The following is a 21252-nucleotide window of genomic DNA, read 5'->3' on the forward strand; positions in this document are numbered from 1 at the left end:
ACCTGCATGTTACGTACCCGGGACGCCCTTGCCGCCTGCCGGGGAGCCTCCGGCGGTAGCGTGCTGCGCTGAAGTAGCGTGAAGATCAGCCAGAGGAGACGGAGTGCCGGTGGTGGGGTTGGCCGAACAGACGGCGGGCGGGGCGATCGGCAGGCCTGCGGTGCCCGGGTTCGCACCGTGGCCCCCGCAGGGGGACGGCAAGGAGCGCGGCAAGGCGCTGCGCGAGCGGGTGCCGCGGGCGTCGCACGCGGTCTTCGAGGTGCCCGCCGACCGGCCGGGCGTGGCCGAGGCGGTCGCGGAGTCCAACACCGGGCGGCTGGAGCACCTGGTACCGATAAGGGTGGGACGGATGGCGGCCTCGCCGTTCGCGTTCCTGCGCGGCTCGGCCGGGCTGATGGCCTGCGACCTCGCGGCCACCCCGGTCTCCGGCGTGGCGGCGCAGCTGTGCGGCGACGCGCACGCCGCCAACTTCGGCCTGTACGGGGACGCCCGGGGCCGGCTGGTGATCGACATAAACGACTTCGACGAGACCGCCCCCGGCCCGTGGGAGTGGGACCTCAAGCGGCTGGCGGCGAGCCTGGTGCTGGCCGGCCGGCAGGCGGGCGCGCCCGAGGACGTGTGCCGGCAGGCGGCGTACCACGCGGCGGCCTCGTACCGGCGGACGGTGCGCAAGCTGGCGAAGCTGCCCGCGCTGGACGCCTGGAACGCCATCGCGGACGAGCACCTGGTGGCCTTCGCCGAGGCCCACGACCTGCGCGGAGTGCTGGCCGAGGTGGCGGAGAAGGCGCTGCGCAACACCAGTGCGCGCTTCGCGGCGAAGTCGGCCGTCCGCCAGGAGGACGGCAGTTGGCGGTTCACCCCGGCGCCGCCGGTGCTCAGCCGGGTGGCGGAGGCGGAGGCCGCGGCGGTGGCCGGTTCGCTGGCGCCCTACCTGTCCACGGTGGCACCGGAGATGCAGCCGCTGCTGGGCCGCTACAGCGTGCAGGACGTCGCCTTCCGGATCGTCGGCACGGGCAGCGTCGGCACCCGCGCCTACGTGGTGCTGCTGGTCGACCAGCGCGAGCAGCCGCTGGTGCTGCAGGTGAAGGAGGCCCGGCCCTCGGTGCTGCTGCCGCACCTGGCGCGCGCGGGCTTCGCCGTCTCCGGCCTGCCCGGGCACGAGGGCCAGCGGGTGGTGCTCGGCCAGCGCCGCATCCAGGTGGTCAGCGACGTGCTGATGGGCTGGACGACCGTCGACGGACTCCCCTACCAGGTGAGGCAGTTCCGCAACCGCAAGGGCAGTGTCGACCCGGCCGCGCTGAGCCCCGACCAGCTGGACGACTACGGCCGCCTGACCGGTGCGCTGCTCGCCCGGGCGCACACCCACACCGCGGACGCCGCGGTCCTCGCCGGGTACTGCGGCAAGAGCGAGGAGCTGGACGAGGCGGTCGCGGCCTTCGCCGTCGCCTACGCGGACCGCACCGAGGCGGACCACGAGCAGCTGCTCGCCGCGATCCGAGCCGGCCGGCTGCCCGCGGAGACCGGTATCTGAGACGGCATCGGCCATCGGCGGACTCCCGTCCGCCGATGGCCGATTCGCGTCCTTCCGGGCCATCCGTCGTGCCCGTACGGTCGGGGGCGGACCGGAGTGCCGCGGCCGCGGCACTCCGCATCCACGGCCCGCACGCCGAACGGCCGTACGGGCTGCGCAGCCCGGGCGGCCGCATGCCGACGCCTGGAGGACCGGATGACCACCGCGCGCCCCGCGGCCCCCGACACGCCCGCCCTCGTCCCGCTGCACTGCCTGCGCCACGCCGAGCCCGGCCCGCCGCGCCTGGCGGCGCTGTCCACCGGAACGCCCGTCTGGGTGGTGACCCGGCACGCCGACGTCCGCCAGGTGCTCGCCGACCCCCGGATGAACCGGGCCTCGCTGTTCGCCCCGGACGCCCCCGCGATCACCCTCGTCCCCAATCTGCTGGACGACCCGCAGGCGCTGCTCAACCTGGACGGCGAGGAGCACCAGCGGCTGCGCCGCACCGTGCAGCGCGCCTTCACGCCACGGGCGATCGCCCGCTGGCGGCCGTGGGTCGCCTCGGTGGTGGAGGGACTGCTGGACGGCCTGGAGGAGGCCGGTCCGCCCGCCGACGTGGTGGGCGCGTTCAGCCGGCCGCTGCCGGTCGCGGTGATCAGCCGGCTGATGGGCCTGGACGGCCTGCACTACGAACGGCTCGGCCGCTGGAGCGACCACGCGCTGTCGGCCACCGCCTACACCGCCGAGGAGATCCGGCAGGCGATGCAGGAGTTCGGGCAGTTCGGCGGGCAGGTCGTCGCCGAGCGGCGCAAGGAGCCCGGCGACGACCTGGTCAGCAGCCTGGTCGAGGCCGCCGACCGCACCGAGGGCGTCACCGAGGCCCAGTTGGTCTCCCTGGTCTGCGGCCTGGTCGTGGCCGGGCACGAGACCACCATGACCTCGCTCGGCAACGCCCTGGTCCACCTGCTCTCCGAGGGCACCGACGGCTGGGCCCGCATCGCCGAGAGCGAGGCGAACGCGGCCGCGGCGGCCGAGCAGCTGCTGCGCGCGGTGCCGCTCGGCGACCAGGAGACGACGCCCGGCCTGCTGCGCCGCGCGGTCGAGGACGTGGAGATCGGCGGGGTGCTGATCCCGGCCGGCAGTGTGGTCGCCGCGGACGCCCGCACGGCCAACCACGACCCGGCCGTCTACCCCGACGGCATCCCGCTGTTCGAACCGCTCGACACGCCCAGCCTGACCTTCGGCGCCGGCCCGCACCACTGTCTCGGTGCCTGGCTGGCCCGGATGGAACTGGAACTCGCCCTGCACGGGCTGGCCCGGCGGTTCCCGGCGCTGCGGCTGGTCGACCCGGTGGAGGCGATCGAGTGGCGGCGCGGCCTGCTCACCCGCAGCCCGCTGCGGCTGGCGGTGGCCTGGTGAACGGCTCCTCGGCGGGCGGCCCTTCGCCGGACGGTTTGGAGATCCGGGTGGACCGGGTGCGCTGTGTGGGCACCGGGCTGTGCGCGGCCGCCGCGCCGGGCGACCTGGTGCTCGGCGACGACGGGAAGGCCCGGCCGCGCCACGCCGTGGCCACGGCCTCGGAGGAGCTGACGGAGGCGGCCGAGATGTGCCCGACCGAGGCGCTGACGGTGCACCTGTCGGCCACCGGCGAGTTGGTGGCCCCGCTGGACTGAGCGGGCCCGGCTGCCCCGGCGGGCGAATGTCCCGCCGGGGCAGCCGGGGTGTCAGTTCGGCCTGGGCTCCCGGGGTGTCAGTTCGGCTGGTGCTGGAGGACTTCCCGCGTCGGGCCGGCCACGGACCGGGAGAACTCGCCCGCCTGCCGGTCCACGGCCCAGGAGACGCCGGCGATGGTGCAGCCGGCCAGTGCCAGCGCGGAGCCGACCAGGGTGGGCGAGGTCCAGCCCCAGCCGGCGCTCAGCGCGAGCCCGCCGAGGTAGGCGCCCTGGGCGTTGCCGAGGTTGAACGCGCCCTGGACGGTCGCCGAGGCGAGGGTCGGCGCGTTCCGGGCCTTCTGCAGCACCAGCGTCTGCACCGTCGGCACCACCGCGAACCCGGCGATGCCGATCAGCACCACGGTCGCCGCGGCCGACCACTTGGCGTGCGCGGTCACCGCGAACACCCCGAGCGCCAGCGCCATCAGCAGGAAGGCGGCGCAGATGCTGGGCCGCAGCGCCCGGTCGGCGGCCCAGCCGCCGAGCGCGTTGCCGACCGTGAAGCCGACGCCGAACAGGGCGAGGACGACCGTCACCGAGCTCTCCGCGAACCCGGCGACCTCGGTGAGCAGCGGGGTGATGTAGCTGTAGCAGGCGAACAGGCCGGCGCAGCCGACGACGACGGTCGCGAGGGCCAGCCACAGCTGCCCGCTGCGGAAGGCCGACAGCTCGTGCCGGAGCCCGGCCTGCGGGTGGCTGGGCAGGCGCGGGACGAGCCGGGCGATCGCGGCGGCGCCCAGTGCGCCGATCGCGACGACCACCAGCATCGCGGCCCGCCAGCCGAGTTGCTGGCCGAGCAGGGTGGCGGCGGGGACGCCGACGATGTTGGCCACCGTCAGCCCGGAGAACATCACCGACACCGCCCGGGCCCGCATGTGGGGTGCGGCGAGTTCGGCCGCCGCGACGGCGCCGGCGCCGAAGAACGCGCCGTGCGGCAGGCCGGTGATCAGCCGGGCGACGGCGAGGAAGGCGAAGTTCGGGGCGATCGCACAGAGCAGGTTGCCGACCGTGAAGAGGCCGGTGAGCCCGACCAGGACGGCCTTGCGCGGCAGCCGCGCGCACAGGCCGGTGAGCAGCGGCGCGCCGATCACCACGCCCAGGGCGTAGAGCGAGATCAGCCAGCCGGCCTGCGGGATGGACACGTGCAGGCCGTCGGCGATCTGCGGCAGCAGGCCCATGGCGGCGAACTCGGTGGTGCCGATGGCGAAGGCGGTGACGGCTAGGGCGACGAGCGCCAGAGGCATGGTGACTCCGTGGTCGCGCCGCCGGCGGCGGGTGCGCCGGGCCGGTGGGCGGGTTCGCTGGATGGGCGGGCGGTCGCCGCTGACCGCCGCGGGGCCGCTCCGGCCGGAAGTGTCCGGCGGCGCGGGGATTTTGCGCCGGTCCGGGCCGGGTCGGGCGGGTTCGTACCGATCCTATCGTCCGGGCCGCCGCCGACCGGGGCGGGGGTCGGCGGCGGCCGTGGCGCGGGCAGCGGTGGTGCGCCGCCGGTCGGGGCAGTGGTCAGGCGGCGGTGGTGAGGTCCCGGATGCGGTGGAGTTCGCCGACGATGTCGTTGAGGGTCAGGCAGTCCGGCGGCAGCTCCTCCAGGGCGGGCCGCCCGGCCGGCGGGTCGCCGCGGCCGTCGAGCGCGTCGGCGACGGCGTCCAGGGCCTCGGCCACCCGGCGGGCCGCCGGGGCGTCCGGCCTGGCCGCGCCGTGCTCCAGGCGGACGGCGGCCGCGGTGGCCGCGTCGACGATCCGCTCGGCGCCGGTGGTGACGCGCAGCCAGTCCCGGGTGCGTCCGGTGTGCAGCTCCACGGCGGCGGTCTCGGCGGCGGTACGGGCCTCGGCGAGCGCCTGGTAGGCGGCGCGGCGCAGTTCCGCGCGGCGCGGCTCGGACTCGGGGCCGGTCAGCACGTGGTCCAGGTAGCGGCGGGTGTGCCGCAGGGCGTGCGCCGAGCGGTGGCCGACCCGCGCCTGGGTGTCGGCGAGCCGGGGCAGGTGCCCGACGAGCAGGACCAGCGCACAGGCGACCGCGGTGTCGGCGAGCCGGGAGGCGGCGGCCTGCCGGTCGCCGCCGACCGAGACGAAGGCCAGCACGGTCACCGTGATCACCGCGGTCTGCAGGGCGAAGTGCCGTACGGCGAACGGGATCAGCGCACCCCCGGCGGCCACCGCCGCGGCCGGCCACCAGGGACCGGTGAGCAGCCCGGCGAGCGGTACGAAGGCCAGCACGCCGGCGGCGGTGCCCACGAAGCGGCTGACCACCCGGGAGAACAGCGGGCCGAAGTCCGGCTTCACCAGGAACGCCGCGGTGGCGGGCAGCCAGTACCAGTGCCCGGTGTGCAGCAGCAGCGCCACGGCGGTGCTGACGGTGACGCAGGCGGCCACCCGCAGGCCGTACTCGCGGCCCGCCGGGCCCGCCGGGTGCACCAGCAGGCGCCGCGGGCGCCGGGGCGGCGCCTCGGGGTCGGCCGCGCCGAAGGCGAGCCCCGCCTCCAGGACGGCCCGGTCGAAGGCGCTGCGCGCCGGGGTGTCGGAGACGGGGGCGGGCAGCGCGCCCGGCACGGTGTCGCGGCGGACGGCGTCCGCTAGGCGGCGCGGCCCGTCGGCGATCCGCGGCGGCAGCGGGGCGCCCTCCCAGAGCAGGGCGACACTGGCCTCGCAGAGCGCGGCCGCGGTGCCGAGGCGGGCGGCCGTCCGCAGGCCGGCGGCGGCCCGGGCGCGGCCCGGCAACCGGAGCAGCGCCCGCAGCCGAAGCGCCTCGTCGGCCCGGTCGAGTGCGGCGGTCAGCGCGCGCCGGGCCGGCTCGGCGGCGGGGGTGCCGACCGCCTCCAGAGCGTCGGCCAGCGCGTCGTACACCGCCGCCACTGCGGCCCGCTCGTCCGCCGCCGGGCCGCCGGGCGGGCGACGCACCGTCAGGCGGAGCAGCAGCATCCAGGCCGCGCCCGCGAGGAAGAACGCGGCGCCGATCCAGGCCGGCACCGTCAGCGGCATGCCGCCGCCCACCGCGGTCAGGACGAGCAGTTGCAGGCCCGCCAGCGACCAGACCGGGCCGGCCACGCTCACCGCGCCCGACACCAGGCCCACCAGTGCGAGCACCGGCAGCGCCCAGGGGCCCGCCGTCCGTCCGAGCAGCAGGCCGAGTGCGCCGGCGAGCGCGGGCAGCGCCATGTGCGCCGCGCCGCTGCGCCAAGTGCCGGGGCGGTCGTTGATGCCGGCGAACATCGCGCCCAGCCCGGCCAGTACACCCGCCTGCGGCTGCCCGGCGGCGAGGCAGAGCGCCAGCACCGGGCCCATGCCCAGGGCGCCCCGCACCATGGCCGGCCAGGGCACCGGTCCACCGCGCTGCCAGCGCAGCGGGTGCAGCAGCCAGCCGGGGGCGGCGGACAGGGGGCGGGGCGGTGGCAGGCGCACGGTCCTCCTCGGATGTCGAGGGCCGCATCGTCGGGGCCGCAGGGGCTGGGCCACCGGTCGGGCGGCCCGCCACCAGCCTAGTACCGCTGATTGTCGGGGCCGCTGCGACAGGGTTACAGCAGAGTGACGGCCCGGCCGAAAAGTGTTCCCCCACCCGGTTGCATAACTTCTTGACCGCCCATCACCGGCACCACTACATTCCCCCCAACCCAATCGGCACGGAAACAGGGAAAACTGACGTGGACTGGTACTTGGCTGTACTCAAGAATTACGTGGGTTTCGGCGGCCGGGCACGCCGCAAGGAATACTGGATGTACGTGCTGGTCAACCTCGCCGTCTACGTCGTCCTGGCGATCGTGGGCTACCTCCTCGACACCTCCCTGCTCACCGCCCTCTACGGCCTCGCGGTGCTCCTCCCGACCCTGGCCGTGGCCGTCCGCCGCCTGCACGACACCGGCCGCTCCGGCTGGTGGCTGCTGATCGGCCTGGTGCCGTTCGTCGGCGCCGTCGTCCTGATCGTCTTCGCGGTCCTCGAGGGCCAGCCCGGCGACAACGAGTACGGCTCGAACCCGAAGCTGACCCCGGCCACGGCCTGACGCCCGGGACGGACAAGCGGGCCGGGGCAGCCGAAAGGCCGCCCCGGCCGTTTCCGCATTCCCTCCGGAAGAAATCCCGGAGACCTCCGGCGGAACGTCCGGCGAATTCCACGGCGCGCCCGGCCGGGGCCGTTCAAGAATTCCCGCCGCCGGAATTCCGCAGGCCGGAGGCCGTGCGGGGGGCCGGACATGACGGACCGTCGGCCGTTCGCCCTCCCGCCGATCGCTGCCGGAGGGGCCGTACGGCGGGCCCGTTCGCGGGCGGCGCGGCGGCCTCGGCAGGGCGGCGCGGATCGGGTATACCTGGCAGGCGTGATCCGTAGACGCGTGGTGGTGGCCGGGGTCGTGCAGGGCGTGTTCTTCCGGGACACCTGCCGACGGGAGGCCGCCGCGGCGGGCGTGGCGGGCTGGGTACGGAACCTGCCGGACGGCCGGGTGGAGGCTGTCTTCGAGGGCCCGCAGGACGCCGTCGAGCGCATGGTGGCGTGGTGCGGCCGCGGGCCGAGCCGCGCCGTCGTCGAGGAACGCCGAGTCTCCGAGGAGCCCCCCGAGGGCCTCACCGGCTTCGAGGTCCGCCCCACCACCTGGTAACCCCCGCCCGAGCCGAAGGGCCCGCCGGCGCCGAAAGGGAGAAGCGAGGGAGCGAAGCCCGCCCCGAGCCGAAGGGCCCGCCGGCGCCGAAAGCGAGGAGCGAGGGAGCGCAGCGACGGAGCGACGACCGTCGGCGCCGGGTCAGGAGGGCCCGGAGGCGAGTGGGCGACAGAACAGCCCGGAGGCGAGCGGGCGACAGAACAGCGGCGAGCGGGCGACGAAAGGAACACACATGCCTGGAGCGCTGGACGGCAGGGTCGCGCTGGTCGCCGGGGCGACCAGGGGTGCCGGCCGGGGGATCGCGGTCGAGCTCGGGGCGGCCGGGGCCACCGTCTACGTGACCGGCCGCAGCACCAGGGAACGGCGGTCGGAGTACGACCGCCCGGAGGTCCTCGAGGACACCGCCGACCTGGTGACCGCGGCGGGCGGTCGCGGCGTCGCCGTCCCCACCGACCACCTGGTGCCCGCCGAAGTGCGCAGCCTGGTCGACCGGATCGCCGCCGAACAGGGCCGGCTGGACGTCCTGGTGAACGACGTGTGGGGCGGCGAGAACCTCTTCGCCTGGGACACCCCGGTGTGGGAGCACGACCTCGACAAGGGGCTGCGGCTGCTCCGGCTCGCGGTGGAGACCCACGCGATCACCAGTCACCACGCGCTCCCCCTGCTGCTGCGCCACCCCGGCGGTCTGGTGGTCGAGATGACCGACGGCACCGCCGAGTACAACCGGGACACCTACCGGGTGTCGTTCTTCTACGACCTCGCCAAGGCCTCGGTGCTGCGGATGGCGTTCTCGCTCGGCCACGAGCTGGGGTCGCGGGGCGCCACGGCGGTGGCCCTGACGCCCGGATGGATGCGCTCGGAGATCATGCTCGACCACTTCGGCGTCACGGAGGAGAACTGGCGCGACGCGCTGGCGCTCCAGCCGCACTTCTGCATCTCCGAGACGCCGCGCTACGTGGGCCGGGCCGTCGCCGCGCTGGCCGCGGACCGCGAGGTGAGCCGCTGGAACGGGCAGTCGCTCTCCAGCGGCGGGCTCGCCGGGGTGTACGGGTTCACCGACCTCGACGGCAGCCGGCCGGACGCCTGGCGCTACATGGTCGAGGTCCAGGACCCGGGCCGGCCGGCCGACGCGACGGGATACCGCTGACCGCGTGCCTCGTGCGTGTCCGTCAGCCGGCCGTCCGGGCGGCTGCGTGCCCCGCCGGCCGTCGGCTGCCGGTGCCCGCGGCGACGGCCAGGGCGGCCAGGGCCTCCGGCGCGCCGGCCTGGCCGCGGATCCCGGGGAAGGCGTTGACGTCCACGATCAGCGGGCCTGCGGCGGTGGCCAGGACGTCGACGCCGTAGACGTCCAGCCCGAAGACCTCGCCGGCGGCGAGGGCGAGGTCCCGCCAGTGCGCGGGCAGTTCTGCGACCGGGAGCGCGGCCCGGGTGGCTGCGCCGGGTACGGGCGGGGCGAGTTCGGAGCGGCGGCGCTCGGCGAAGAGGCGGCCGTCCACCGCCCACAGCTTGTGGTCCCAGCCGTCGTTGGCCGCCATCGGCTGGACGACGACCGGCTCCCCGGGCCACTCGGCCGCGAGGCGCCGGGCCGTGGCGGTGTCGGGGACGGCGGCGACCAGGTCGCCGCGGCGGCTGTGCAGGCTCTTGAGCACCACCGGCTCCGGGACGTCCAGACCGGCCAGGTCCGCGGTGCGGGTCGGCGCGAACGGCAGGCCCGCGGCCAGGGCGCGGTCGGCCATCCGCTGCCGGTCCTGGCAGAAGGCCGTGGCGGCCGCCGGGTTGACCACCGGCACGCCCCGCTCCTCCAGCCGTGCGGCGAGGGCGAGCGCCTGCGGTGTCCGGGCCTTGAGCAGGCAGACGTCGGGGCGGCCGGGCTCCTCCGGTGCGGCGGGGTGCTGGGTGTCCACGGTGTGGCCGCCGGCGCGCAGCAGTGCCGCCGCGGCGGCGAGCAGCGGGTGGCCGGGGTCGGCGGTGAGCAGGCGGACCCGGAGCGGCCGGGTCACGCGGCGCCGCCGACCGCGGCGGGGACGGTGCTCCCGACGCCCTGCGGCGGCACTGCGGCGACCGACGGCCAGGAGGAGCCGGTGCGGGCCAGCCGGAGCACCGCGCGGGACACCCGGGCCACCGCCTGCGGGACGGCCCGGAAGCTCGGGAAGTCGTTGACGTCCACGACCACCGGGCCGTCCGGGCCGAGCAGGATGTCCACGCCGTACAGGTCCAGCCCGAAGACCTCGCCGACCTGGGCGGCCACCGCGGCCACCTCGGGGGCGAGCGCGACCGGCCGTTCGCGGTGCGGGTGCTCCGGGTGCAGCGGGGAGGTCCGCTCGGTGGCGAACAGTTCGCCGCCGGCGCAGTAGACCTTGAGGTCCACGCCACCGTTCGGGACGTACGGCTGCGCGATGAGCAGCCCCTCGCCGCCGAGCTCGGCGCCGAGCAGGGCGAGGTGGTCGGGGCGTTCGACGAGGTGGACGGCGCGGCCGGAGCTGCCGTCGGCGGGTTTGACCACCAGCGGGTAGTGGCTGTCGGGTATGAGCCCGAAGTCCTCCCAGCGGGCGGCGGCCCAGGTGGGCGGGACGGGCAGGCCGCGGTGGGCGGCGATCACGGCGGCCTGCGCCTTGTCGCGGACGGGGCGGATGGCCCGCGCGTCGTTGACGGTGGTGAGGCCGACGGCCGCGGCGGCCTCCAGCAGGCCGAGGCCCGGGCCGCCGGAGACGGTCTTGAGCACCCAGGCGTCGTGGTCGCCCGCGCGGACCAGCTCGCCGAGGTCCATCAGCGAGCCGCCGGGCCGGACCACGTCGACCCGGTGGCCCCAGGCGGTCAGCCGGCGCACCACGTCGAGCGGCATGCCGTCGTTCCGGTAGTGCTCCTCGACCAGGAAGCAGAACCTCATCCGCGACTCCCGTCCCCCCGCCGGGCTCCCTCGGCCCGGACACAGCGCTCCAGGATGCCACGAACCTTCCGGGCAAGATCGCCCAAGTCGTCCGCGAACAGCTACAAGCGGGTCACAGCCGACGGCGTGTCGCGCCGCGGACCGGACCGGCCCGACGGCCCCGTCCGGCGCCCGACGCGGCGTCAGCGGGCCCGCGGGGTGCGGATGTCACGGGGGCGTGCCGAAGCCGTTCCAGCAGACCACAGGTGGGTCACGGCCCGAAACGGCACCCCGCCGAGTCCGATGATCCCATTACCCTCTCTTGGTGAGCCCTTGTCCCGTTCCGGGTAGGGCACGGGTACCGGAAGGAGGGGGCGGTGCGCGAAACCGTCAGTACCGGGCCCGTGGCGGGGGCCGGGAGCGAACAACCGTTCACGGCGGCACGGACGCCCGAGGGCGTACTGCGGCCGGTCGGTCTGCACGACCTGCGCGACCGCCAGGTCCCCGGCGCGCTGCGCTACCCGGCCGGGGACGTCGTGGTGGTCTCCGGCCTGCCCGGCAGCGGCAAGTCCACGCTGATGCGGCGCTGCGCCCGGGCACCCGTCGTCGACTCCCAGCACTCCCGCGAGCGCTACCAGGAACGGCTGCCCCGCGTGCCGTACGCGCTGTACCGCCCGCTGGTGCGACTGCACCACTACCTGGGCCTGCACCGGGCGCTGCGGGCGGGCGGACCGCTGGTGGTGCACGACTGCGGCACCCTGCCGTGGGTGCGCCGGTGGCTGGCCCGGACGGCCGCCGCCCAGGGCCGGCGGCTGCACCTGCTGCTGCTCGACGCCAGCCCGCAGCAGGCCGCCCAGGGGCAGCAGGAGCGGGGCCGGCAGGTCTCCGCGTACGCCTTCGCCCGGCACCGGTGGGCGACCGCCCGCCTGCACGCCTCGCTGGCTCTGGCCGAGGGGCCGGTCGCGGGCTGCGCCACCACCGTGCTGCTCGACCAGGCGGGCGCCCTGCGGCTGCGGGACATCGACTTCGCCGACGCCTGAGGCGGGGGCCTGCGGGGCGGGTCGCCGCCCGTGCTGCAGCGCCGGACCGTGCTACTGCGCCGGACCGTGCTGCAGCGCCGGAGGGACGGACGAGGGTACGCGCGTGCCACGGGGTTCACCCCTCGGGCCGGATGGGCGGCGCCCACCGGGGTGAGGGGTCGCGCGCGTCGCCTCGCGCGCCCGCGCGCGCTGGTTACTGTGCAACCATGCCCACCCCCTCATCCCGGCGCAAACCGCGTCTGCGCCGGCTCGCCGACCGGCTCGGCGCGCAGTACCGCACCGCCTTCGAGCCGCAGTACGACCCCGCCCGCCGCAGCTGGACGCTGCGCTGGTACGACGGCCCCACGCCCGCCACGGTGCAGACCGCCCTGCGGAGGCTCGGTCCCGACTCCGAGGGCGTCCTCGTCCGACGCGACCTCACCACCCGTGCCCTGGCCCTGGCCGCCCTCCGGGAGACCAGGGCCGGCGCCATGCACCGCTGGGTCGGCAGCTGGGGCCAGCGCTACCACCTGGCCCAGCTCCTCGCGGAACAGGAGCATCCGGACCGCACGGCCGGCCCGCGCGAGGCCGCGATGCTGGAACGGCTGCTCGCCGCGGCCACCGCGGGCAGCGGCCCCTGGGCGACGGCGGACGAGTCGAGGGCCTTCGAACTGATCGCCCGGGACGGCATCGCCTGGCTGCTGCCCAGCGACCGGCTCGCCGGACCGGAGGACGGCGACGGCCTCGCCCTGACACCGCTGGAGTACCTGACCTCCCGCTACGCCTCCGGGGTGCACCGCGCCGCCTGGGAGACGGCGCTGACCACCATGCCGCTGCGGGCCGCGGTGACGGCCGCCCAGGCCGACCCGGAGCCCTCCGCGGACGCCGCCCGGGCCGCACTCGCACTGCTGCCGGCCCTGCGGGCGCAGGTCAACGGCGAACTCGACCGGGCACAGGCCCGGCTCTCCGGGGTGCTCCAGCCGCAGGCCTGAGCAGACCGCCGGACCGGCCCGGCCGGAGCCCGCGTCGGAGCCCGAGGTCAGAGCCCGACGTCAGAGCCCGGCGTCGCGCGCGAGCAGGGCTGCCTGCACGCGGTTGTCGCACCCCAGCTTGGCCAGGATGCGGCTGACGTACGTCTTCACCGTGGCCTCGCTCATGTGCAGCCGGGCCCCGGCGTCCGCATTGGAGAGGCCCTCGCCGAGCAGGTCGACCACCGTGCGCTCCCGGTCGGTGAGGACGGCCAGCCTGCGGCGGGCGGCCTCGCCGCGGGCGGTGGCCGGGCCGGCCGCCAGGCTGTCGACGATGTGCCGGGTGGCGGCCGGCGACAGGAAGGCGTTGCCGCCGGCCGCGGCCCGGACGGCCTGGATGAGTTCGCCCGGCGCGGTGTCCTTGAGCAGGAACCCGGCGCCGCCGGAGGCGATCGCGCGCAGCACGTTCTCCCGCTCGCCGAAGGTGGTGAGGACGAGGGCCCGGGCGCCCGGGGCGGCCCGCGGCAGCTCGGCCAGCGCGGTCAGACCGTCCATCACCGGCATCTGGATGTCCAGCAGCACCACGTCCACCGCGTGGGCCCGGGCGAGCTCGAGGGCCTCGCGGCCGTCGGCGGCCTCGGCCACCACGTCGATGTCGTCCGCCGAGGTCAGGATCATCCGGATGCCGGCCCGGATGAGCGGCTCGTCGTCGGCGACGAGGACCTTGATCACTTCTGCGGCCTCCTGAGCGGCATCACTGGTCGTCACCTGGCAGGATAGTGCTGCTTGTCGACCAGGCGGCCGTCGCGGAAGCACAGCCTGAGCACGGTCTCCGTCTCGATCGAGGCGCTGTCCTCGTCCGACATGAACCACGCGCAGGAGGCGTCGGCCGGCACCGGCGGGCCCTGGTCGCGGTACTCACCGGTCATCATCCTGCTGCCGGGCGGCAGGACGCTGCGGACCTCCTGCTCCGAGGTGCCGACCCGCAGGCCGTCGAAGGTCTCCCTGGACAGCGTGGCGTTCCCCAGCATCTGGAAGAACGTCAGGGCGGCCCAGACCAGCGCGCCGAGGGAGGCCAGCAGCACCAGGCCCGCCCCGATCGCGCAGCCCAGGGCCGGGCTGCGGCGCGGCAGCGGCTCCGGCAGCACCACCGGGAAGCCGAGGTCCAGCTCGTCGGACGGCCCGCCCGCCGCGGCGCCCTCGCCCCGGCCGGCGCCGTCGTACGGGAGCACGCCGGCCAGCCGGAACCCGCCCTCCGGGGTGGGGCTCGCGTGCACCATGCCGCCGAGCAGCCTCGCCCGCTCGCGCAGGCCGGTCAGGCCTTGGCCGCCGCGGACGGCCCCGTCGGCCGTCTCCGGGGCGGGCCCGTTGTGCACCTCCACCACCAGGGCGTCCGGCTCGTACCGCAGGGCGACGGAGATCGGAGCTCCCGGCGCGTGCTTGTGGGCGTTGGTCAGCCCCTCCTGGACGATCCGGTACGCCGCGTGGCCGGCGGCCGCCGGCAGCGGCCTGGGCTCGCCCGACCGTTCCAGGGCGACCTTCGCGCCGGCCGCCCGGGACGCCTCGGCGAGCCGCTCCACGGCCTCCACCCCGCCGGCCTCCGGCAGCGTGTCGTCGCGGAGCAGGCCGACCACCTCGCGGAGCTCCCGCATGGCACCGGTCGCCGCCTGCCGGAGGACGCCCACCGCCTCCCGCTGCGGCGCGGTGAGGGTGCGGTCGACCTCCAGCGCGCCGGTGTGCACGGATATCAGGGCGAGTTGGTGGCCGAGGCTGTCGTGCATGTCCTGGGCGATCCGGTGCCGCTCGCGCAGCCGGGCCTGGTGGGCGATCATCACCCGCTCGCGCACGAGCTGCGCGTTGCGCTCCTGCAGGGCACTGAGCAGGGCCCGGCGCTGGGCGCGGTACCGGCCCACGACGGCGGGCAGGACGGCCAGCAGCAGGAAGCCGACCGTGGAGACCACCAGGTTGGCGCGGACCGGCAGACCGTCGGTGTTCAGCCCCAGCGCGGTGATCAGCACACCGGTGAAGGCGGTGCAGAAGGCGACGGTCAGCAGCAGCGGCCGGGTGATCCGGTACCCGGCCGACCAGCCGGCCGCGACCAGCAGCGGGAGGAAGCCGCCGTACCCGCCGATCGCCGCGCCGGTCACCACCAGGACGGTGCCGGGCAGGCCGCGCCGCAGCAGACACAGCACGGCTCCGGCGAGCCCCGCGGCGAGCGCCCCGGCCGGGCCGGAGTCGGCGAGCTGGATCAGACCGCCGAGGCCGCCGACGACGACCGCGGCCACGCCCTCGCTGACCACCTTGAGCGTGCCCCAGGGGCCCGGCAGGACGCGGCGCAACAGGGCCCTCGGCCGGAGGTCCGCCCTGGTCGGGGCTGTCGGGAGGAGCGCCCCCAGGAGCGGCCCCGGGGTGCGGAGCGCGGTCGTTCTCGTGGTCACGGGCAGAGGCTAGCGGTCCGTCCCCGGGCGGCCGCCACCATCCTCGGTATCGACCTGCTCCGACCAAAGTCGCTGCTCCGGCCGGCGCCGGCGGGTCACTCGCGGCGGATCAGCAGCAGCGCGATGTCGTCCAGCCGCTGCGCCGTCCGGCTGGCCCGTGCGACCAGCCGGTCGGCGAGGTCGTCGAGGGTGCGTGCCCCGTCGGCGGACCCGGCGCTGTCGGGTGCACCCGGCAGGGCGGGCAGGACGGGCCCGGCGTGCGCGAGCGAGCTGCGCAGTTCGTCGATGCCCTGGTCGATGGAGATGGAGGGGGTCTCGACCAGTCCGTCGGTGTACAGGGCGAGGACGGAGCCGACCGGCAGGTGCAGCCGGGTGGTCGGGTAGTGCGCCGACCGGTCGACGCCGAGGAGCGGGCCGCCCTCCAGGTCGACGACCTCGGTGCGGCCGTCGGGCCGTCGCAGCAGCGGCGGCAGGTGGCCGGCCCGGACGCCGTGGGCGCGGCCGTCGGTCGGGTCGAGGTGGATCAGGCAGCAGCTGGCGAGCAGACCTGGATCGAGGTCGACGAGGAGGTGGTTGGTGCGGACGAGCACCTCGGCCGGCGGGCTGCCGCCGGAGGCGAAGGCGCGGACGGCGCTGCGCAGCTGGCCCATGGTGGCGGCGGCGCCCACGTTGTGGCCCTCGACGTCCCCGATGACCAGGCAGAGGCCGTGCGGGGTGGCGATCACGTCGTACCAGTCGCCGCCGATCTCCATGCCCCGGGTGCCGGGGAGGTAGCGGGCGGTGATGGCGATGCCGGACACGGCGGGCAGCCGGTGCGGGAGGAGGGCCTGCTGGAGTCCGCGGGCGAGGGTGAACTCGGCGTCGTAGAGGCGGGCGCGTTCCAGGGCCTGGGCGATCAGGCCGCCGAGGGCGGTGAGCTGGACGCGGTCCTCGGGGGTGAAGGTGCGGGGCTGCTCGAAGCCGAGGATGAGACTGCCGACGGGGTGGCCCGAGGCGATGAGCGGCAGGAAGGCCCAGGCCCGCATCTCGTCCTGGGGGATGCCGGGGTAGGCGGCCTGGAGTTCGTTCGAGGTCTGGAAGAACAGCGGGCTTCCGGCGCTGAGGGTCTCGGCGCCGGGCAGCCGGGCGCCCATCGGGGTGGCCTCGAAGCGGTCGAGGAAGCCTTCCGGGTAGCCGCTCTGCGCGACGAGGTGCATGCGGCCGTTCTGGGCGAGGTAGAGGGCCAGCTCCTGGCCGCCGTAGCCGGGCAGGATCTGCTGGAGGACGGTGTCGCAGACCTCCTGGACGGTGACCGCCTCGGTGAGGGCGCTGGCGAGCTGGAGCAGGTGGTAGGTGGCGCCGAGGGTGGCGGGGGCGGCCGGCGGCGGGGCCTCGTGCAGCAGGGCGTTGCGGGCGGCCGGGTCGGTGGGCTCGGCGGCGGCGACGATCCGGCCGGTGACGCCGTGGGCGTCGGGGTACAGCGAGAAGGCGAGCCAGTGGTCGGGGGGCCGGCAGGCGAGGAAGGCGGTGGGGCGGCGGGAGAGCATCGCGGCCCGGTAGCGGTCCTCGTAGGCGGGATCGCCGAGCCAGGACAGCACGTCCCACGGGTGGCGTCCCAGGAGTTCGTCCCGTCTGGCCTGGAGGAACATCTCGGCCGTCCGGTTGACGTAGACGACCATGCCCTCGGCGTCGAGGGCGAAGACGCCGTCGCGCAGGCGCTCGACGGCGGCGACCGCGGCGGAGCCCGCGGAGTCGTCGAGGGCGACGATCACCAGGTGGGTGCCGTCGGCGACCCGGCGGCCGCGGAGTTCGAGGGTGCGGTGGCCGCCGCGGGGGTCCTTGACCCTGACCTGCCGGGCGAACGGCAGGCCCTCCCGGGCGGCGCGGCGGACGGTCTCGCGCAGCAGCGGCACGTCCTCGCGGTTGAGCCGGTCGACGAGGGTGGCGGCGCGGCCGTCGAAGGAGCCGGGGGCGATGCCGAGGATGCCGGCGAGTTCGTCGTCGATGGTGAGGCTGCTGCCGGGGATGTCCCAGTCGAAGATGCCGACGCGGGTGGCCGGGCCGGACGGCGGCGGGAGCTGGACGACGGTCGGCTCCTCGGCGGCGGCGAGGTGGCCGTACGGGGCCAGGGCGGCGGCGATCCGGTTGGCCGAGGTGCGCAGCTGGCGGCGGAGCCCGGCGGGCAGGCCCGCCTCGGCGCCGGGCCACAGCACGCACAGCACGCCGAGCGTGTCGTCACGGGTGCTGATCGGCGCGGCGGCGAAGGAGAAGGCGTAGGGCAGTCCGACGGCGAGCCGGGGGAAGCGCCGCATGGTCTCGTCGGGGTCGGCGAGGACGATGGTGCGGCCGGTGCGGTAGGCCTCGGTGGCGGGGAGCGGGGCCATCACGGCGATCCGCCGGAAGGCGCTGAGCAGTGGCAGGGGAACGCCGACGACGGTGCTGAGCACGAGCGAGCGGTGGTCGGGCGACGGGAGGTAGATCAGTCCGCCGTAGCCGGAGGTGGCGGCGACCGCCCTGGTCAGCGCCTCGGCCAGGAGTTTCCGGACGGCGTCGCGGTCGACGGCCGCGCCGGGGGACGGGCCGGGTGGCACGGGCGACGGCGGCACGGGCGGCGGGCCGGGTGGGCCGTTCGGCCCGGACAGGCCTGCCGCGGTGTCGGAGCGTGCGGATCCCGGACTCGGGCCGGGCGGCCCGGTGGCGGCACTGCCCGCGCCGTCCGGGGCGTGCCGGTCCGCGCTGCCGGGCGGCGGACGTTCGTGGTCCGCGCTGCCGGGCGGCAGCTGGAGGTCGGGGGCGTGGCTGTCTGCGGGGGCGTCCGGATGCCCGGCCACCGCCCCCGGATCGCCGTCAGCCGGCACGCCCAGGCGCATTCTTCATCCCTAGTCCCGGACCTCCGGAGGTGTCAACCGGAGCCGGGGGCTCCGCTCCGCTCCGATCGGGGCCGGTCGGAGCGGAGCCCTTGCCGTCCGGCCGCGCAGGCCCCTCCGGGGTCGGGCGGACGGGCGCGGCAGCCGTTGCGGATCAGCCGGCGGGCACCGAGTCGTTGAAGGCGGTACCGGCCGCGCGGTAGCCGGCGACCTTGGCGGCGACCTGGGCCGGGGTGAGCACCTGGTCCTGGACGAAGTACACGTAGTCGACCTGCTCGTCGTAGGAGCGCGGGGTGTTGGAGGTCTGGCCGTTGAGGTCGATCAGCCAGTGGTTGAAGTCGATCCACTGCCGGGTCTCGGGCAGGTAGGGCTCGCCGTGCACCGCGAACACCCGGCCGTCGATGTAGTAGGTGATGGCGGTGGAGTCGATGGTGATCTGGAGGTCGTGCCAGCCGTTGAAGGAGGTGCGGCTCTCGGTGTGGGTGTTGACGGCGTTCCACGGGTCCGGGTTGTAGGTCTCCCAGGACGTGGAGTACATGATGTTGCCCTGCTCGCCCCAGCCGCCGTTCGGCAGGTACTCGAAGTCCTGCTCGCTGTAGTCCGGGTCCATCGGCCGGACGAGCGGGGTGAAGGCGAAGAAGGTCTGGTTGACGTGGTCGCCGTCGGGGCCGCCGCTCGGGGTGTCGTCGAACTTCACCCGGGCCGCGTAGGTGCCGTTCTTGAACTTCCGGGCGGTGGTCTGGATCTCCGTCTCCCTGGTGCCCGCCGCGGTGCCGTCGGTGGTGAGCCGGAGGTTCATCACGGAGCTCGCGAAGGTGACGTCCGCCGGGGACCAGGTGGCGCCGGGGACGCCCGGGCCGCCCTGGCCGGACTTCACCGTCCAGCCGTTCTGCTGCAGCCGGGGGTCGCTGCTGGAGGTGTAGGAGAAGTCGTCGAACAGGGCCGGTGCGTTCGGGTCGGTGGGCGGCGTGGTGGGCGGGGTCGTGGGGGGCGTGGTCGGCGGCGTGGTCGGGGTGTTGCCGGCCGGGGCGGTGCCCCAGAGCAGGGTGCCGGAGCGCTGCAGGGTGACCTTGTCCCAGTTCGCGTAGGAGGTCTGCGCGGCGCCGAAGGAGTAGTCGTCCGACTGGACGAGGGTCTGCCAGTCGGAACGGTAGAACCGCAGCTGCATGTCGCCGGTGCTCTGGCCCGGGGCGAGCGAGCCTGCGCCGGCGGTGAAGCCGATCTCCAGGTAGCGGTCGGCGGTCGCGGTCGGGTTCGCGAGGGTGCCGAAGGTGCCGGTGATGTTGGCGCAGCCCTTGACCGCCCAGGAGCAGGCGAAGCGGTAGACGGTGTTCGGGCCGTCCGCCTTGAAGTAGTAGCGCAGCTTGATCTCGCCGAGCGGCACGGTGGTGGTGCCGGTGTTGACGACCTCCAGCCAGGGCTCGGACTGGTCGGCGGTGGCACCGGTGGCGCTGGTGCGGTAGCGGACGCTCAGCGCGTCGGTCGCGGCCGAGGCGGGCGCGGTGAGCAGCGCGGCGCCCGCCAGTCCGGCGGCGACGCAGACGGCCGTCGCGGTGCGCAGGCGGCGCGGGGGACGGGGCTTTCCTGACACGGTGATCCCTCTCTCCGGTGGGGCGGTGCGGGACGGTGCCGCGGAGCGCGGCACCCGGGTGCAGGGCAGGGAGCGTGCGGGTGGTGCGGATCGGGGGCGGCGGGGCCGCGGGCGGGGTGTGGGCGGGGCCGGCGTGAGCGGGCGGGTCGGGTACGCCCGGTCAGAAGGCCGTCGGCAGGCCCAGGGCCGCCAGTCGGGGGCGGTGGCCGGTGAGGGCGTGCTCGAAGGCGGGCCAGTCGGTGTCCGGGTTCCAGGCGCGCTCGGCAAAGGCGCAGAGCCTCGGGTAGAGCCGGCGGTCGGCCTCCGCGGGGTCGGGCACGAACTCGGTCCACAGCTGGGCCTGGGCGCCGAGGACCCGGGCCCGGGCCTCCTCCGGCCAGTGCGCGGGGGCCGGATCGAGCCCGTGGACGGCCTGCAGGTCCACCACCGCGCCGTCCTGGCCGAGCGGCTCGTCAAGGCGGTCGGACGCGGGGTAGTCCAGGTAGGTGGCGCGGTAGGGGGCCATCACGATGTCGTGGCCGCGGAGGGCGGCGTCGAGGCCGTGGTCGGCGTCCCGCCAGGGCATCACGGCGAACTCGGGCGGCAGCCCGGGGCTGCTGCTGTCCTCGGCCCAGCAGACCGGCCGCCGGCCGCGCTCCAGCAGGTGGGCGCCGATCCGGCCGAGGAACCAGCCGTGCAGTTCCTTGGGCGAGGCGAGGCCCAGCTCGGCGGCGCGCCGCCGGGCGGACGGGGCGGCCTCCCACTCGGCGGTGGGGCACTCGTCGCCGCCGAGGTGCACGTACGGCGAGGGGAAGACCTCCATCACCTCGTCGAGCACGTCGGTGCAGAAGGCCAGTGCCTCGTCGTGCACCCCGAGGACGTTCTCGCAGACACCCCACTCCGTCCACACGTCGAGCTGCCGCCCCGGAACGTTTCCGAGCCGCGGGTAGGCGGCGAGGGCGGCCCGGACGTGGCCGGGCATCTCGATCTCGGGGACGACGGTGACCCCGCGCTCGGCCGCGTGACGGACGAGGCCGCGCAGTTCGGCCTTGGTGTACGCGCCGCCGTGCGGGCGGTCGTCGAAGCTCCCGCTGCCGGCCCGGCCGGTCATCGTCCGTGCCCGGACGGAGCCGACCGCGGTGAGCCGCGGGTAGGAGTAGACCGGCATCCGCCAGCCCTGGTCGTCCGTCAGGTGCAGGTGCAGCACGTTCAGCCCGTGCAGGGCGAGCAGGTCGACGGTGCGGTGCAGGTGGGCGACGGGCAGGAAGTGCCGGGCGACGTCGAGCATCAGGCCGCGCCACGGGAAGCGGGGCCGGTCGGTGACGGTCAGACAGGGCAGCTGCCAGCGGACGTCCGGCACCGGACGGTCCAGCAGGGCCTCGGCGGGAAGCAGTTGGCGCAGCCGCTGGACGCCGTGCAGCAGGCCGGCGGTGGCGGCGGCGTGCAGGCGGACGGCCTCGGGGGTGACGGCGAGCCGGTAGCCCTCGGGGCCGAGCTCGGCGGTGAGCGCAGGGTCGACGGCGAGCAGCACGGCGCCGTCCGGGGAGGGCGGCAGCGGCAGCCCGGTGGCCGGGCGGAGCAGGGTGCGGAGCAGGTCGGCGGCGGCCGCGGCCGGGCCTGCGGCGTGCACGGCCGTACCGTGGTCGAACGTGAACCGGCCGGGCGCGGGGACGATCCGGCGGGGCGTCGGAATGATCACGGCGGGGCCACCTCGGGGGACGGGGAACTTACCACTTG

General features: G+C 75.9%; 17 protein-coding genes. 8 read left to right on the forward strand and 9 right to left on the reverse strand.

The features are described 5' to 3' along the window. Positions 1 to 103: 103 nt before the first annotated feature. The 3 genes from AB0M03_RS08135 (at position 104) to AB0M03_RS08145 (ending at position 3183) form a co-directional block, all read left to right on the forward strand. The gene (locus tag AB0M03_RS08135) at positions 104 to 1531 is read left to right on the forward strand and encodes a DUF2252 domain-containing protein (RefSeq protein WP_363489716.1); all 1428 of its coding nucleotides are present in this window, start codon (positions 104 to 106) and stop codon (positions 1529 to 1531) included. 195 nt (positions 1532 to 1726) lie between these two features. Then, on the forward strand, positions 1727 to 2929 hold the full coding sequence (locus tag AB0M03_RS08140) for a cytochrome P450 (RefSeq protein WP_363489718.1): 1203 nt from the start codon (positions 1727 to 1729) through the stop codon (positions 2927 to 2929). After that, positions 2926 to 3183 carry a ferredoxin gene (locus AB0M03_RS08145; RefSeq protein WP_363489722.1) on the forward strand — a complete coding sequence of 86 codons (258 nt, stop codon included), beginning with the start codon at positions 2926 to 2928 and terminating at the stop codon, positions 3181 to 3183. The genes AB0M03_RS08140 and AB0M03_RS08145 overlap by 4 nt, the downstream gene beginning before the upstream one ends. A 77-nt stretch (positions 3184 to 3260) precedes the next feature. Here the strand turns inward: AB0M03_RS08145 and AB0M03_RS08150 are convergent, their stop codons facing one another. Continuing rightward, positions 3261 to 4466, reverse strand: coding sequence for an MFS transporter (locus AB0M03_RS08150; protein ID WP_363489724.1), 1206 nt, complete (start codon positions 4464 to 4466; stop codon positions 3261 to 3263). A gap of 259 nt (positions 4467 to 4725) precedes the next feature. Next, complete coding sequence (locus tag AB0M03_RS08155) at positions 4726 to 6621, reverse strand: FUSC family protein (protein ID WP_363489726.1); 1896 nt, start codon at positions 6619 to 6621, stop codon at positions 4726 to 4728. Between the two features lie 239 nt (positions 6622 to 6860). Between AB0M03_RS08155 and AB0M03_RS08160 the strand changes: the two genes are divergently transcribed. The 3 genes from AB0M03_RS08160 (at position 6861) to AB0M03_RS08170 (ending at position 8955) form a co-directional block, all read left to right on the forward strand. Continuing rightward, positions 6861 to 7217, forward strand: a complete 357-nt coding sequence (locus AB0M03_RS08160) for a DUF805 domain-containing protein (protein WP_363489728.1) — start codon at positions 6861 to 6863, stop codon at positions 7215 to 7217. A 312-nt stretch (positions 7218 to 7529) separates the two neighbouring features. After that, positions 7530 to 7808 (forward strand): acylphosphatase, encoded by a 279-nt coding sequence (locus AB0M03_RS08165; protein WP_363489730.1) that lies wholly within the window; start codon positions 7530 to 7532, stop codon positions 7806 to 7808. 232 nt (positions 7809 to 8040) lie between these two features. Then, positions 8041 to 8955: an SDR family oxidoreductase gene (locus tag AB0M03_RS08170; RefSeq protein ID WP_363489732.1), complete on the forward strand. Its 915-nt coding sequence runs from the start codon at positions 8041 to 8043 to the stop codon at positions 8953 to 8955. Positions 8956 to 8977: 22 nt separating this feature from the next. Here the strand turns inward: AB0M03_RS08170 and AB0M03_RS08175 are convergent, their stop codons facing one another. Then, positions 8978 to 9808 carry an alpha-L-glutamate ligase gene (locus AB0M03_RS08175; RefSeq protein WP_363489734.1) on the reverse strand — a complete coding sequence of 277 codons (831 nt, stop codon included), beginning with the start codon at positions 9806 to 9808 and terminating at the stop codon, positions 8978 to 8980. Next, positions 9805 to 10695 carry a hypothetical protein gene (locus AB0M03_RS08180; RefSeq protein WP_363489736.1) on the reverse strand — a complete coding sequence of 297 codons (891 nt, stop codon included), beginning with the start codon at positions 10693 to 10695 and terminating at the stop codon, positions 9805 to 9807. Before AB0M03_RS08180 ends, AB0M03_RS08175 begins: the two co-directional genes overlap by 4 nt. A 455-nt stretch (positions 10696 to 11150) precedes the next feature. Between AB0M03_RS08180 and AB0M03_RS08185 the strand changes: the two genes are divergently transcribed. Continuing rightward, complete coding sequence (locus AB0M03_RS08185; protein WP_363489774.1) at positions 11151 to 11714, forward strand: AAA family ATPase; 564 nt, start codon at positions 11151 to 11153, stop codon at positions 11712 to 11714. A 206-nt stretch (positions 11715 to 11920) separates the two neighbouring features. Beyond that, positions 11921 to 12685 (forward strand): hypothetical protein, encoded by a 765-nt coding sequence (locus AB0M03_RS08190; protein ID WP_363489738.1) that lies wholly within the window; start codon positions 11921 to 11923, stop codon positions 12683 to 12685. A 60-nt stretch (positions 12686 to 12745) separates the two neighbouring features. Here the strand turns inward: AB0M03_RS08190 and AB0M03_RS08195 are convergent, their stop codons facing one another. The 5 genes from AB0M03_RS08195 to AB0M03_RS08215 all read right to left on the reverse strand — a co-directional run bounded on the left by AB0M03_RS08195 (position 12746) and on the right by AB0M03_RS08215 (position 21214). After that, positions 12746 to 13393 carry a response regulator transcription factor gene (locus tag AB0M03_RS08195; RefSeq protein WP_363489776.1) on the reverse strand — a complete coding sequence of 216 codons (648 nt, stop codon included), beginning with the start codon at positions 13391 to 13393 and terminating at the stop codon, positions 12746 to 12748. Positions 13394 to 13425: 32 nt separating this feature from the next. Beyond that, a complete protein-coding gene (locus AB0M03_RS08200) occupies positions 13426 to 15099 on the reverse strand; it encodes a sensor histidine kinase (protein ID WP_363489740.1) in 1674 nt (557 codons plus the stop codon). A gap of 95 nt (positions 15100 to 15194) precedes the next feature. Beyond that, on the reverse strand, positions 15195 to 17948 hold the full coding sequence (locus tag AB0M03_RS08205) for a SpoIIE family protein phosphatase (protein ID WP_363489742.1): 2754 nt from the start codon (positions 17946 to 17948) through the stop codon (positions 15195 to 15197). A 151-nt stretch (positions 17949 to 18099) separates the two neighbouring features. Next, positions 18100 to 19536, reverse strand: a complete 1437-nt coding sequence (locus AB0M03_RS08210; protein WP_363489744.1) for a cellulose binding domain-containing protein — start codon at positions 19534 to 19536, stop codon at positions 18100 to 18102. A 160-nt stretch (positions 19537 to 19696) separates the two neighbouring features. Then, positions 19697 to 21214: a beta-N-acetylhexosaminidase gene (locus AB0M03_RS08215; protein WP_363489746.1), complete on the reverse strand. Its 1518-nt coding sequence runs from the start codon at positions 21212 to 21214 to the stop codon at positions 19697 to 19699. Positions 21215 to 21252 lie beyond the last annotated feature (38 nt).

It is taken from the genome of Kitasatospora sp. NPDC051914, from assembly GCF_040680995.1.
Lineage (GTDB): Bacteria > Actinomycetota > Actinomycetes > Streptomycetales > Streptomycetaceae > Kitasatospora.

Bases quoted from the DNA above. Each gene is read 5' to 3' on its own strand.
- AB0M03_RS08140 (WP_363489718.1), top strand. From the start codon at position 1,727: ATGACCACCGCGCGCCCCGCGGCCCCCGACACGCCCGCCCTCGTCCCG.
- AB0M03_RS08150 (WP_363489724.1), bottom strand. From the start codon at position 4,466: ATGCCTCTGGCGCTCGTCGCCCTAGCCGTCACCGCCTTCGCCATCGGC.
- AB0M03_RS08170 (WP_363489732.1), top strand. From the start codon at position 8,041: ATGCCTGGAGCGCTGGACGGCAGGGTCGCGCTGGTCGCCGGGGCGACC.
- AB0M03_RS08180 (WP_363489736.1), bottom strand. From the start codon at position 10,695: ATGAGGTTCTGCTTCCTGGTCGAGGAGCACTACCGGAACGACGGCATG.
- AB0M03_RS08190 (WP_363489738.1), top strand. From the start codon at position 11,921: ATGCCCACCCCCTCATCCCGGCGCAAACCGCGTCTGCGCCGGCTCGCC.
- AB0M03_RS08205 (WP_363489742.1), bottom strand. From the start codon at position 17,948: ATGCGCCTGGGCGTGCCGGCTGACGGCGATCCGGGGGCGGTGGCCGGG.